Source organism: Proteus sp. G2675, from assembly GCF_963886535.1.
GTDB classification, from domain to species: Bacteria; Pseudomonadota; Gammaproteobacteria; order Enterobacterales; family Enterobacteriaceae; genus Proteus; species Proteus mirabilis.
This window is the reverse complement of the sequence record NZ_CAWPCB010000038.1, coordinates 180,135-194,076: the sequence shown is the minus strand read 5'-3', so window position 1 is coordinate 194,076 and position 13,942 is coordinate 180,135. Positions and strand designations below refer to the sequence as shown.

The following is a 13,942-nucleotide window of genomic DNA, read 5'->3' as shown; positions in this document are numbered from 1 at the left end:
CGACCACTAACCGGTATTACGCATACCCGCTGCAATACCTGCGATAGTCACCATCAACGCTTGTTCAATACGTGGATCAGACTCGCTATGAGTACGAGAGCGTTGCAATAGCTCTGCCTGTAAGACGTTAAGTGGATCAGTATAAACATTACGCAATGCGATAGATTCAGCAACCCACGGTAAGTCCGCCATTAAATGCTCATCTTTGGAAATCGCTAATACACTCTTAATATCATCAGAGAGTTGTTGACGTAATTTCGCTCCTAATGGCCATAAATTTTCTTCGACTAAACGCTGATCGTAATACTCCGCAAGCCATAGATCCGCTTTTGCATACACCATCTCTAGCATAGCAATACGAGTATTAAAGAAAGGCCAATTCTCACACATATCATCCAATACGGCTTGTTTTCCGTTATCTATCTCATGCTGTAAAGCAGCACCGGCTCCTAACCATGCGGGTAACATTAAACGGTTCTGAGTCCAAGCGAAGATCCACGGAATAGCACGCAATGTTTCAACGCCTCCTGTTGGACGGCGTTTAGCAGGTCGAGAGCCTAATGGTAATTTACCTAATTCACCTTCTGGCGTCGCTGCACGGAAATAAGGCACAAAATCTTTTTCGCCTCTGACATAGCCACGATACATCTCGCAAGATACATCAGATAAAGCATCCATAACCTCAATCCAAGCTGTTTTTGGCTCTGGAGGAGGTAATAAATTAGCTTCTAAAATCGCACCAGCATAGTGAGCCAGACTACTGATAGTCACTTGCGGTAAGCCAAATTTAAAGCGGATCATCTCCCCTTGCTCTGTCACCCGCAATCCACCTTTTAAACTACCCGGTGGTTGTGATAATAATGCAGCATGTGCCGGCGCACCTCCACGGCCGATAGTGCCTCCACGGCCATGAAATAACGTTAATGTCACGCCAGATTTCTCACATAACTTAATTAAAGCATCCTGTGCTCGATATTGCGCCCACGATGCTGCCATCACACCCGCATCTTTCGCTGAGTCAGAATAACCAATCATTACCATCTGTTTGTTATCAATTAAATCGCGATACCACGGAATATCAAACAGACGGGTCATCACACTTTCTGCGTTATTTAAGTCTTCTAACGTTTCAAATAATGGTGCTACTGGTAAACGAATATCTGCCCCAGCTTCTTTTAGTAATAGTTTAACGGCTAATACATCCGAAGGGACTTTCGCCATGGAAATCACATAAGAAGCAATAGAATCTTTTGGTGACTCAGCAATTACCCGACAGGTTTCAAATACCTCTTTAGTTGCTTCACTCGGTTGCCAATGAGTAGGGATCAATGGGCGTTTAGAGTTAAGTTCTGTCAGTAAAAACGTCTGTTTTTGCTCTTCAGACCAACTAGCATAATCACCAAGCTCTAAATATTGCGTTAATTCAGACAGCGCTTCGGTATGATTAGTGCTTTCTTGGCGAATATCGAGTCGCACCAGTTGTAATCCAAAACAACGGATACGGCGCAAAGTATCTAATAACTGTCCATTGGCAATAATGCGCATACCACACTGATGCAGTGATTGGTAACAAGCATATAAAGGTTCCCAAAGTGCTGAATTATCAATCAGTAAGCCTTCAGGAGGTAATGATTGCTGACCTTTGATACGTTGTTCTAAATAATCACGAGTCACTTGTAAGCGAGTGCGCAATTGTTTGGCTATTTCACGATAAGGCTCGGCAACATCGGCACCGCCCGCTAATTCACGTAATTCTGGTGTGCTTTCTGTCATAGACAGCTCAGAAACGAGCACCTGAATATCATTTAAAAATAGATCGGCGGCTTTCCAGCGACTAAGTAATAATGCATGACGGGTAATTTCAGCGGTAACATTTGGGTTACCATCACGATCTCCCCCCATCCATGAAGTAAAGCGAATAGGAGAAGCTTCTACCGGTAAATTGTAGTCAATAGACTCTTCTAACTGTTCATTAAATTCACGTAAGAAAGCAGGCACACCTTCCCATAAGCTATTTTCGACCACCGCAAAGCCCCATTTCGCTTCATCAATAGGGGTTGGGCGAATTTTTCTGATCTCATCGGTATGCCACGATTGCGCAACCAATTGGCGTAAACGGCGCATAATATTGGTACGTTCATAATCGGCAAGATCATCATGATCAAGCTGAGATAAGCAAGTATTGACTTCCACTAGCTTATGAATAAGCGTACGGCGAGCAATTTCCGTTGGATGAGCCGTTAAGACTAATTCAATCGAAATTTGTTCAACGGCTTGTTTGAGTTGCTGATTAGTAAAGTTTTTATCTTTCAGCCGTTCAATTAATTTAGCCAATGCCACAGGATTACTTGCCGCCTCGCCATGAGGAGAAATGCTATGGTATTGCTCTGCTACATTAGTCAGGTTTAAGAATTGGTTGAATGCTCTAGCAACAGGTAATAACTCATCATTAGAGAGATTTTGTAAGGTTAATAGTAGCTTTTGTCGCTGAACTTCATTACCTGCTCGTGATGACTTAGATAACTTTCGGATAGATTCCACTTTATCTAAAATTTCTTCACCGAGTGCCTCTTTTATCGTGTCGCCGAGTAGTTTGCCAAGCATGCTGACATTACTACGCATAGCAGAATATTGTTGATTCATAAGACTCCTGACCTTGGCTTTGTGTCGGTAACAACATACTTTTTACTAAGAAAAAGTCATGTCCTTCCAGTTGTGTAATTAATTTTCATTTTTTATGTGACTTTATTGTGATTTTTGTGATAAGCCACACTGCTTTTTACTTATAGCCTACTATTCATATCAGAAAATAAGCGTTTTGGGGGAATTTTCTGAAATTTAATTACGGCTTTAGTGTTATAAGAATGGCTAATATCGACGTTGTTTTTGCTCAATATTAACCATAATAAGGACATTTTTTTGTTTCTTATCGTCTAAGAAGCGTTTTTTACTAGAAAGGGGGAAATAAGTGAAAATTTATCTGGCGAAAAATTTAGATGAATTTTTTTAATATTGATAAATTGTCTGGTGTTTTTTCTCCAACTTCACCCTATCGATACCCCTTAAATAGAAAAGGCGCTGACTATGCAGCGCCTTGTGTTAACAAATAGCACATTCACTTTTTCAATGAATCAATCTTTTTTTCTACGTTTTCTTTAAGATCAGATGCACCATGTTTTAAATCGTGGGCAACTTCAGATAATTTTTCTTCTGTCCGATGCTTCACCTCCGTCGCTTTATCTTTTAGCTGATCAACATGTTTTTCAATTTTTGACATTAATCGCTCCTTTGTGACTAGAGATGATTTAAGTATAGCCAAGGTTAAAAATAACGACGTGCTGTAGCTCTCATTTTATCACCCTTGATTGGCTTTATTTGCTCGCTTACTTCGTTTAGAGATCTTCTCTAAATAGCCCATCACAAAAGCGGAAAAAACAAAAGTCAGATGTAGCACCACATACCATAATAACTTGTTATCAGGGATATTTTTTAAGTCCATAAACACCCCTAACAAATGAATAGAAGAGATAGCAACAATAGAAGCAGCAACTTTATTTTTCAGCGATTCTGCATCCATGTTACCTAACCAAGAGAGTTTATCCTTCGCGCCTTCGATTTCCATATTGGTAATAAAATTCTCATAACCTGAGAAAATAACCATTATCAATAACCCCCCCACTAATGCCAAATCAATTAGCGATAATAAACGTAAAACTAAATCAGCTTCAGATAAGGCAAATATATTGGGTAAGATCTCGTACATTGACTGAAAAAACTTAATCGTTAATGCCAACAATCCAAGAGATAAGCCAATATAGACAGGTGCAAATAACCAACGAGAGCGATACATCCATTTTTCAACAATTCTATTCATATTTCCTCTCTATCTACACAATTAATAATCATCTTTTTCAGTATAGAAGAGAAAAAAATACACAGAAAACTATCAGCAATAAAAAAATCACTGATAGTTTTGATTAAAAAGAAAATAGTCTTTTACAATAGTTGAGAAAGGCGATTGAGATCAGACTGAATAGCCCCCGCAGTCACATCACGTCCAGCACCAGGACCTCTAATGACTAATGGGTTATCACGATACCAACGGCTTTCAATAGCAAATAGGTTATCCCCCGGTAATAGTGATGCCAGAGGGTGATCTTTTCTCACCGCTTCAACCCCAACCTTCGCTTTGCCGTTAGCATCAAACCGCGCAATATAACGCAGTACCATATCCATCTCATTGGCAGCCGCTAAACGTTGTGCCATTTGTTCATTAATCACACTGCTATTTTCAAAGAAGGCTTCTAATGATCCACTTTGCGCTTGAGCAGGAACCAGCGATTCAACACGGACTTGCTCAGGTTCAATATCATAGCCAGCTTCACGGGCTAAAATAATCAATTTGCGCATCACATCTTGTCCTGATAAGTCGATACGCGGATCAGGCTCGGTTAGGCCTTGTTGCCATGCTTGCTCTACCAAATCACTAAAAGGTACGCTGCCATCAAATTGTAAAAATAGCCATGACAATGTGCCGGAGAAAATACCACTAATAGATAAAATCGTATCACCGCTTTCACGTAGATCACGTACCGTATGATTAATAGGTAATCCCGCACCAACTGTCGCATTATATAACCAGTGGCGTCCTGTTTTAGAGAAGGCATCACGAGTTGCGCGATAGCGTAAACTTGATGCTGAGCCAGCGATTTTATTCGCACTAATCACATGAAAACCATAGCTGGCAAAATCTTCATAGCAGGCGGCAAGCTCTTCATTAGCAGTAATATCGACCACCACTAAATCATCAAAAGGATGCGATCTCATCCATAAATGAAGCGACTCTTCACTATGCACTGTTGCTTCATCATCAAAAAAGGCCAGTGCGCGACTAGGATCAATACCTTGGTGATCTAGTAGGCTGCGACGGCTATCTACCACCCCCGCCAGAATAAATTCAAAATCACTACGCGCAGATAATGGCTCCTGTTCACGAGCAAACAGCTCTAACCAACGTGAGCCAATATTCCCTTTACCAAACAGCACTAAACCAATCTGTTTTTCTGCCCTGAATAATGTTTGATGTAAACCTTGCAATAATGAAGCCGTATAGTTACGTAATACCGCAACTAAACTGATGTTATCTTCCGCGTGCCAAATAAACTCTACCGGTTGATCTTTAAGTTGTTGGTAGAAACGGTGGCAATGGAGTGGATTTTTACATACCCCGGCGCCAACTAAAGCAACAAGAGAAAAGCCTTCTCGCAGATGTAATTTACCCGGTAAGGCCGCATCTTGCAGAACATCTAACGCACTATTAGCGACTTCACTGGTATAACATAACTGTAGCAACTGACTATCTCTATCAATACCTGTTGCCAGTGGACGAATTTGTACCCGCTGAAGTAATGCATCCACTTCTTTAGCGATTTGTTCAAAATTTTGATGTGCGGCTAATTGAAGCTCGATTAAACAAACATCATCATGGCTAGTGACAATTTTTGCCCCTGTGCCTGATGCTAATACCCGTTCAATTCGAGTTGAACCCTGCTCTGGTTGGTAACTGCAACGTAATTGTAAATCGATATTGCTCCCTGAGACGGGTTGTAGTGTGCGTGTATGTAAAACGGGTGCTGCTAATCTTGCCAGCTCGCTCGCCTCATCTAAACGTAATAACGGTAGCAAACAAGCATCTTTCACTTTTCGGGGATCGGCACTATAAACCCCTGCAACATCACTCCAAATGGTCACTTTACCCACATCCGCTAAAGCACCTACTTGGGTCGCTGAGTAGTCACTACCATTACGGCCTAATAGCACCGTCTCACCCTGTTGATTACGACTAATAAAACCCGTTACCACAAAGCGACATTGAGGATATTTAGCCAGCAGTGATTGTAACAAAGGACGCGATAAGGCTTCATTAACTTGAGGCTGTGCGGCGCGCTCTGCACATAAAAATTCTCGCGCATCTAACCACACACTAGGTAAACCCTGCTCCGTTAATAAGCTTGCCATTAATCTCGCTGACCAAATTTCACCATGACCAACGACTTCAGCATAAGTTGCATCCGTTATCGGCTTATCAAGTAAGTAACTTAGTCTTTCTAAATCAGCAATAAAGGCCTGTGAAAGAGCTTGTGCATGCTCTTTTGATAATAGTCCTTCAATCAAGGATAGCTGATAACGACGTAATTCTTGCTGAGCTTGATGGGCAGAAATACGATCACTTTGACTCAGTTTTAACCAGTTAATCAGCTGATTTGTTGTCGAGCCTGCTGCAGAAACCACCATTAAATCATTAGGTTGGCTATAATTTGTCATGATATTCACGACTCGCTGATAACATTTTATGTCTGCAAGACTGCTACCACCGAATTTATGTAACTGACGGCAAGTTGGTTGCGCCTGTTGTTTAATCGCCACTACGCTCATGATCCATGGTTACCTTTTCGTTGCTGCATTAAACGCATTTTGTAAATCGTTGATGAGATCCAGACTATCCTCAATCCCCACGGAAATGCGCAATAAAGCGTTACTGATCCCAGCGGTTTTTCTCGCTTCTTCAGACATTCCTGCGTGTGTCATGGTCGCCGGATGACAAATTAATGTTTCTACACCACCTAAAGACTCTGCCAGTGTAAAGAGTGTTAAATGAGATAAAAAGGATTTAATTGCCTCAATACCCCCTTTTAACTCAAAACTTAACATCGCACCAAAACCTTGTTGCTGTTTTTTCGCTATCACGTGACCGACATGATGTTCTAGTGCTGGATAATAAATTTTATCCACTAAGGGTTGTGTTTGTAGATAATCCACCAATGCTTGAGTATTTTCTTGTTGTAATCGAATTCGTGGTACTAAGGTTCTGATCCCTCGTAATAACAAATAACTATCAAACGCCCCAGCAGTAACACCAATATTATTTGCCCACCAGCTTAAATCCTCAAGCTGTTTCCTACACTGACTAATCACAACACCCGCGACAAGATCAGAATGCCCATTAAGATACTTAGTGCAAGAATGCACCACTAAATCAGCCCCTAAAGCCAATGGCTTTTGCAATACCGGGCTCATAAAGGTGTTATCCGCCACCACCAACGCCCCAACTTGGTGAGCTAATTGGCTTATTTTCTCAATATCAGTGATGCGCAATAGTGGATTACTGGGTGTTTCAATAAATACTATTTTTGGTGCTAATGCCAACGCCTGTTGTAACGCTTGCTCATCGTTTTGATCAACAAATACCACACGATAAGCACCACGTTGCTGCTGACTATTAAACAGACGATAACTGCCCCCATAACAATCATGGGGCGCCACAATGACATCACCCGGTTTTAAAAAAGCCGTACAAATTAAATGAATTGCTGACATCCCACTGCTAGTAACAACCGCTCCCACCCCACCTTCAAGCTCTGCTAATGCATTTTGCACCATATCGCGCGAGGGATTGCCCCGACGAGAGTAATCATGTTCACGAGGTTGATTAAATGCTAAGAAATTATAGGTGCTAGAAAGATAGATTGGCGGTACAACACAGCCATATTGCTTATCTTCATTAAGCCCATTGTGAATGGCAATGGTTGCGGTTTTCTTCGTCATACAGACACCTTGTTACAGCGCTAAGTGGAAAAGTCGCTTACAGCATATCCAATTAGACACCAAGACGTCAATACATCTAGACATCTAAACTCCTTTACGGATAGACCAACAAATGGAATAATATAAATATTAAGGATATCGCCAGGTAACTATTGCTTTTTCTCACACCTTTAGCCAGTAACAGTCGGTGGTTTTAGAAAAGTCATGATAAACTGGCATGGCTCGTCAGAATAGGGCATCAACCCTAAACTGGCTTCAACTAAATGATATTAATTAAGGTAATCCATGGCTGAATGGAACGGTGAATATATCAGCCCTTACGCTGAGCATGGTAAAAAAAGCGAACAAGTCAAAAAAATTACAGTTTCAATCCCATTGAAAGTGCTAAAAATTTTGACAGATGAGCGCACTCGTCGTCAGGTCAATAACCTAAAACATGCCACCAATAGTGAATTATTGTGTGAAGCATTTTTACACGCATTTACCGGACAGCCTCTCCCCAATGATGAAGACTTACGCAAAGAGCGTAACGATGAAATCCCTGAAGAGGCAAAAGAAATAATGCGCCAGCGGGGTGTTGATCCCGAGACTTGGGAATATTGATCAGAAATTATTTTTGATAGCAAAAATATAACCAGAAGCCCAAAGCCAACACTTTGGGCTTCAATTTATGCATTACTCTAGACGAGAGATACGCGAACTCGCTTCATCCAGATGATTGCGTAACGCGTTAAGGCAGGGAGAAAAATTGTCAGAAAGAGCATGACAATGAGTAAGCAAAGTATAAAACTGCTCTGCGAGTGCTAAACTCTCCCGCCAAATTTCACGGCTGATCCCATCAAGTAATGTCGCCGGTCGCAGTGTGTTGACTATTTCTCCTCCTACTTTAGGCGCAAATCCCATTGGTAGAATATCGTAAGCAGGCGCAAGCGCATATGGTCGGCCATGGAGACTAATAAACGATAAATTGCCATGGTGCATGTCAGTATTTCCAATCAACATACCAAATGCCCAACGTCGCATTGTACTTACCGAGGCATCAGGCTGAACCTGTTTTTGCTCAATTAACGCATCAACTAACACAGGCCATGGCTCTCTTGCTCGCCCGACAAACTGTGCATCTAATGCTTGTAAAGAAAAAAGTCCGACACGACCTAGAGCACCTACACGGTCAAAACGCGGTATTTCAAGAAAACGTTGCCCTTCAAAATCAAAAATTTCTGTTTCAACGCCTAGCACCTTTAAGGCAAGATGCTCAGCTTGCAGGAGATCACGCCAACGCTCGCTGATAGCATTATTGTCAGAAGCCGTAAATTTAACGATGACATGGCCTCTATCGGTATAGGTACAAAATTTGGGTTGTTCGCCACCTGCGGATGAGCCAGGATCTTCCCCTGAACTAACCGCTCGAGCTAATGTTGGGTAAGTTGTTGAACGAGCAACCACAGCAGGTATCGGCATCGCCAAAAAATGTTTTTTTGCCTGTTCCCCTATTAACAAATTTCCCACTGCATCATGACCGTGAGCAATTAAAGCTCTGATAATATCTGTGTCAGACCAACTGTCTGGATTATGTGGTAAACCCAACTCAGCGGAATAAGTCGCAGCATAAGCACGTCCAAGATACCCTTGTGGACGCATATCAAATAACCACCACGGCAATCCTTCGCTATACCGATTGACATTATCAACCTGCTCCATAACAAAACCGGCTGGATAAACTGGTGTCAATTTACCCAACAATTTAATTTTACCTTCTTCATTTATGCGATAAATGGGTACAGAGTTGAAGCCACGCGAACCATCACGTAAAGCATATTGAATAGAACGACCCGAGCCAATTTGAACAATATCATTAGACAACATTTTTAATGCCCTCGACAGGGTTGGCTGACTAATATTCATAATATTAGCTAGTTGCCTTGCTGGCTCAGGTCCATTACGTAGTATTTTTCGTATGACTTCTGCTCGTTGTGTCATGATATTAGCTACTTATAAATAGGTTAATGAATAGATAAGTGAATAGGATTATGAATAGATAATTTATCAGCTGTGATCTGTCTTGTCACTATTAAAAGCGCGAACATTGGCGACGATATTACATAAAAAACGCATACAAAAGAGCGCTATCGCTTTGAGGTATATTCGATATGTTATTTTATCATTGGGAGGTCATGCTAGGTGATGAATAGAGATAGGGAAAGCTTACTATCAATAATAAAAGATCAAGCGGTTAAAGTGTGATACAAAGTGACCATAATTTAGACGATAAAGAATAACAAAAAGCCCAAAGCAAATACTTTGGGCTTTCTTCAATTCCGTTTTCCCTACACGTTTTCAGTGTTACCTGAAAAGTTGTGGTAACAAATATCTTATTTGCTGCCTGGGATTTTGAAACGTTTGTTGAACAGATCAACACGACCACCGGTTGCAACATCACGTTGTTTACCAGTATAGAATGGGTGGCATTTATCACAAACGTCCAGATTCAGGTTGTGGCCTGCTGTGGAGTTGATTTTCATAACGTTACCGCAAGAACAAGTTGCAGTAATTTCTTCGTATTTAGGATGAATATCTTTTTTCATGGAAAACCTCTGCTAAGGCCGTGTCGCTATTCAGCCCTCAGCCGAACACCACACGTCGTGTTGATTGAATTAAATTGTTTGGTATTTTATCTACCAAAGGGGGCGGATCATACAGAATATCCGCCAAACGCGCAATGAAATCTGCACACTTTTTGTGATATTCTTAATACTATCTTTTCGCTAAAACACTCGGAAACCCTGATATGACTATAGTTCAGGTAATATTACCTGTACCACTGTTTTCTTCCTTTGACTACCTGCTTCCAGAAGGTTGTGCCATGCCAACAATAGGTTGTCGCGTGGTCGTTCCCTTTGGCAAACAGCGTCGCTCTATCGGTATTGTTAAAGGCTTTAGTTCACACAGTGAGTTTCCCATTGAAAAACTGAAACCTATTGAAGAAGTACTTGATACAGAGACTCTGTTTCCGGGGATCTTATGGGATATGCTTAATTGGGCAAGTGCTTATTATCATTATCCTTTAGGTGAAGTTCTCTTTCATGCGATGCCAATTCTACTACGACAAGGGAAACCGGCTGAATTTACGCCCTTATGGCAATGGTATGCCACTCAAGAGGGAGAAGCGCTTGATCTTAACAGTCTAAAAAGCGCTAAAAAGCAACAACAAGCTTTAGCGGCACTACGCCGTGCCCCTTTGTATCGCCACCAGTTAGATGAATATGAAATTACAACAGCGACACTAAATAACTTAAAAAAGAAAGCATTAGCGGATTTACGTCCTATTCAACCCGCCCCTATACAGTGGCAAAGCACTTTTGCCGTACAGGGTGAACGATTTAAACTTAATGCTGAACAGGCAGTTGCTGTTGGTGCTATCACGGCACAAGCAGACCAATTTGCACCTTGGTTATTATTGGGGATCACCGGCTCTGGTAAAACGGAAGTGTATCTCAGTGTACTTGAAACTATTCTCGCTCAAGGTAAACAAGCACTGATCTTAGTCCCTGAAATAGGTTTGACCCCACAAACCATTCGCCGTTTTAAAGCACGTTTTAATGCCCCCGTCGATGTTCTTCACTCCGGACTCAACGATACGGAACGCCTTGCGGTATGGCTACGAGCGAAACGGGGAGATAATGCCATTATTATCGGTACGCGCTCGGCATTGCTCACCCCTTTTCAGCAATTAGGGATTATTATTATTGATGAAGAGCATGATGGCTCTTATAAGCAACAAGATGGCTGGCGTTACCATGCACGGGATTTAGCGGTCTTTCGCGCCAAGCAAGAAAATATTCCTATCGTGATGGGCACAGCCACCCCATCGATTGAAACCAGCTATAACGTTGCACAAAAAAAATATCAACAACTGACGTTAACGCAACGGGCGGGAAATGCTAAACCTGCCACAGAGCATTTAATCGACCTAAAAGGGCAACCGCTCACAACCGGACTCTCTCCAACACTCATTAAAGCCATAAAAGAGCATCTTAATGCCGGTAACCAAGTGATGTTGTTTTTAAATCGCCGTGGCTTTGCGCCTGCGTTACTCTGCCATGAGTGTGGTTGGATTGCCGAATGCCCTCGCTGTGATCACTATTATACCTTACATCAAAAACACGGCATGCTACGTTGCCACCAATGTGATAGCCAACGTCGTATTCCATCACAATGCCCTCAATGTGGTTCAACTAATTTAATGCCAGTAGGATTGGGCACAGAACAACTTGAACAAGGCATTGGCGAGTTATTTCCTAATACCCCGATCACCCGTATTGATAAAGATACCACCAGTCGTAAAGGAGCATTAGAGCAACAACTAGAAGACATCTATCAAGGTGGATCACGTATTCTAATTGGCACACAGATGTTGGCTAAAGGTCACCACTTCCCAGACGTTACGCTGGTGGCGCTACTTGATGTTGATGGTGCTTTATTTTCTAGTGACTTTCGTGCTGCTGAACGTTTTGCTCAGCTTTATACTCAAGTATCAGGTCGTGCAGGAAGAGCCGGGAAACAAGGTGCCGTCTATTTACAAACTCACCAACCCGATCACCCACTATTATTAACGCTGTTAGAAAAAGGCTATGATGCTTTTACTAAAGAGGCGTTACAAGAGCGACAAGCAACCTTTTTACCCCCTTATTCCAGCCATATTATGATCCGCTCTGAAGATCATAATAACCAAAAAGCCCCCCAGTTTTTACGCCAGCTTAAACAGTTCTTCGAGCAACACCCGATGAGAGATAGTCATTTATGGGTGATGGGCCCCATTCCGGCCATTCAGGCAAAACGAGGAGGAAATTTCCGTTGGCAACTATTATTGCAACATCCTTCAAGGGGTTATTTACAAAAGTTAATGTCTGTTACTTATCCTCAGATAGTGGCGCTTCCTGAGAGTAAAAAAGTGAAATGGAATATTGATGTTGATCCAACAGATTGCTAAGCCTACTGATATTTAGCGCACTTATAATTCAAAACTATTTATCAATTTTGCGAACTACCTCATAAAAACGATTGGTATCACACTTTTTATGCAAACTAGGTAACAGTATCTATTCAAAAAGTGGGTAAAATAACAATTTAGAATATTTCTTGAATTAAAAAACCGTCGCATCTTTGTATTTTGGACAACGACGGTTTTTTTGCAACAAAAAAGCAATCGTTTAACCAAACCATCAGTACGGAGGTATGGGGTTTGCAACAGAATAATAAAGAGAGCGCACAAGCAACAATGAAAGATGTTGCTTTTGCTGCTGGCGTGTCAACAGCCACGGTGTCACGCACATTAATGAATCCAGAAAAAGTATCCTCACAAACCCGTCAAAAAGTTGAGCAAGCTGTTCTTGACGTGGGTTATTACCCACATAATTTGTCAAAAAACCTGAAACGTAACGAGTCAAAAACGATCCTCGTGATCGTCCCTAACATCAGTGATCCCTTTTTTACAGATGTTGTATGTGGCATTGAAGAAACCGCAGCTCAACACGGCTATCTTGTGTTAATTGGTGACTGCAAACACCAACAAAAACATGAAAATGCCTTTATTAATTTAATTATTACTAAGCAGATTGACGGCATGTTACTGCTTGGCTCTCATATCCCTTTTGATGTTTCTAAAGAAGAGCAAAAAAATCTTCCTCCTATGATCATGGCAAATGAATTTGCGCCAGAGCTTGAATTGCCAACCGTTCATATTGATAATTTGACTGCTTCTTTTAGAGCCACCCACTATCTACAACAGATGGGACATAAGCGTATTGCCTGTATTACTGGCCCTGAAGATATGCCACTATGTCGTTATCGCTTACAAGGTTATATTCAAGCTATGCGTAGAACCGGTGTCCCTCTACGCGAAGATTATATTATTAGAGGTGATTTTACCCACGAAAGCGGTGCAGAAAGTCTGAAAAAGTTAATTTCGTTACCTGAACCACCGACAGCGGTATTCTGTCATAGCGATATTATGGCGATTGGTGTGATGTGGCAGGCTAAAAAACTTGGCTTACAATTACCTGACGATCTCTCTGTGATTGGCTTCGATAACCTTGATATTACGCGCTATAGCGAGCCTGCATTAACCACCATGGAACAGCCACGTTACCAAATTGGTCGTCAATCCATGTTGTTACTGCTTGATCAGTTACAAGGTAGACCTGTTGCACCCGGCTCTCGCCTATTAGATTGTGAGTTAATAGTAAGAGAAAGTGTCTGTCGGCTTAAAAGCTAGGCAAAAGACACTATGTTAAGTAACATATCGGTTGTGATACCTATTCATTTAATTATCAGCGAA

General features: G+C 41.6%; 10 protein-coding genes. 3 read left to right on the top strand and 7 right to left on the bottom strand.

Annotated elements, in window-relative coordinates; genetic code table 11:
• Positions 1 to 6: 6 nt before the first annotated feature.
• The 5 genes from ppc to metB form a co-directional block, all read right to left on the bottom strand.
• Positions 7 to 2,643 (bottom strand): phosphoenolpyruvate carboxylase, encoded by a 2,637-nt coding sequence (gene ppc, locus AACQ49_RS14155; RefSeq protein WP_004246402.1) that lies wholly within the window; start codon positions 2,641 to 2,643, stop codon positions 7 to 9.
• Between the two features lie 472 nt (positions 2,644 to 3,115).
• Complete coding sequence (locus tag AACQ49_RS14150; protein ID WP_004246404.1) at positions 3,116 to 3,277, bottom strand: hypothetical protein; 162 nt, start codon at positions 3,275 to 3,277, stop codon at positions 3,116 to 3,118.
• A gap of 78 nt (positions 3,278 to 3,355) precedes the next feature.
• Entirely contained in the window at positions 3,356 to 3,874 is a 519-nt protein-coding gene (locus AACQ49_RS14145) for a TIGR00645 family protein (RefSeq protein WP_004246405.1), read from the bottom strand.
• Between the two features lie 122 nt (positions 3,875 to 3,996).
• Entirely contained in the window at positions 3,997 to 6,435 is a 2,439-nt protein-coding gene (locus AACQ49_RS14140; RefSeq protein ID WP_004249705.1) for a bifunctional aspartate kinase/homoserine dehydrogenase II, read from the bottom strand.
• A gap of 9 nt (positions 6,436 to 6,444) precedes the next feature.
• The gene (gene metB / locus AACQ49_RS14135; protein ID WP_161779125.1) at positions 6,445 to 7,605 is read right to left on the bottom strand and encodes a cystathionine gamma-synthase; all 1,161 of its coding nucleotides are present in this window, start codon (positions 7,603 to 7,605) and stop codon (positions 6,445 to 6,447) included.
• A 285-nt stretch (positions 7,606 to 7,890) separates the two neighbouring features.
• Between metB and metJ the strand changes: the two genes are divergently transcribed.
• Positions 7,891 to 8,208 carry a met regulon transcriptional regulator MetJ gene (gene metJ / locus AACQ49_RS14130; RefSeq protein ID WP_004246409.1) on the top strand — a complete coding sequence of 106 codons (318 nt, stop codon included), beginning with the start codon at positions 7,891 to 7,893 and terminating at the stop codon, positions 8,206 to 8,208.
• 72 nt (positions 8,209 to 8,280) lie between these two features.
• On the opposite strand, the gene yjjJ is transcribed toward metJ, so the two are convergent.
• Both yjjJ and rpmE read right to left on the bottom strand, forming a co-directional pair.
• Positions 8,281 to 9,585, bottom strand: a complete 1,305-nt coding sequence (gene yjjJ / locus AACQ49_RS14125; RefSeq protein ID WP_004246410.1) for a type II toxin-antitoxin system HipA family toxin YjjJ — start codon at positions 9,583 to 9,585, stop codon at positions 8,281 to 8,283.
• 392 nt (positions 9,586 to 9,977) lie between these two features.
• Positions 9,978 to 10,190, bottom strand: a complete 213-nt coding sequence (gene rpmE / locus AACQ49_RS14120) for a 50S ribosomal protein L31 (protein ID WP_004246411.1) — start codon at positions 10,188 to 10,190, stop codon at positions 9,978 to 9,980.
• 203 nt (positions 10,191 to 10,393) lie between these two features.
• Between rpmE and priA the strand changes: the two genes are divergently transcribed.
• Both priA and cytR read left to right on the top strand, forming a co-directional pair.
• The gene (gene priA / locus AACQ49_RS14115) at positions 10,394 to 12,595 is read left to right on the top strand and encodes a primosomal protein N' (RefSeq protein ID WP_049212070.1); all 2,202 of its coding nucleotides are present in this window, start codon (positions 10,394 to 10,396) and stop codon (positions 12,593 to 12,595) included.
• A gap of 252 nt (positions 12,596 to 12,847) precedes the next feature.
• A complete protein-coding gene (gene cytR, locus AACQ49_RS14110) occupies positions 12,848 to 13,879 on the top strand; it encodes a DNA-binding transcriptional regulator CytR (RefSeq protein WP_004249710.1) in 1,032 nt (343 codons plus the stop codon).
• The last annotated feature ends 63 nt before the right edge of the window (positions 13,880 to 13,942 follow it).

Excerpts from the sequence above, each read along its gene's own strand:
- priA (WP_049212070.1), top strand. The coding sequence starts at position 10,394 with ATGACTATAGTTCAGGTAATATTACCTGTACCACTGTTTTCTTCCTTT.
- metJ (WP_004246409.1), top strand. The coding sequence starts at position 7,891 with ATGGCTGAATGGAACGGTGAATATATCAGCCCTTACGCTGAGCATGGT.
- yjjJ (WP_004246410.1), bottom strand. The coding sequence starts at position 9,585 with ATGACACAACGAGCAGAAGTCATACGAAAAATACTACGTAATGGACCT.
- ppc (WP_004246402.1), bottom strand. The coding sequence starts at position 2,643 with ATGAATCAACAATATTCTGCTATGCGTAGTAATGTCAGCATGCTTGGC.
- AACQ49_RS14140 (WP_004249705.1), bottom strand. The coding sequence starts at position 6,435 with ATGAGCGTAGTGGCGATTAAACAACAGGCGCAACCAACTTGCCGTCAG.
- metB (WP_161779125.1), bottom strand. The coding sequence starts at position 7,605 with ATGACGAAGAAAACCGCAACCATTGCCATTCACAATGGGCTTAATGAA.
- AACQ49_RS14150 (WP_004246404.1), bottom strand. The coding sequence starts at position 3,277 with ATGTCAAAAATTGAAAAACATGTTGATCAGCTAAAAGATAAAGCGACG.
- AACQ49_RS14145 (WP_004246405.1), bottom strand. The coding sequence starts at position 3,874 with ATGAATAGAATTGTTGAAAAATGGATGTATCGCTCTCGTTGGTTATTT.
- rpmE (WP_004246411.1), bottom strand. The coding sequence starts at position 10,190 with ATGAAAAAAGATATTCATCCTAAATACGAAGAAATTACTGCAACTTGT.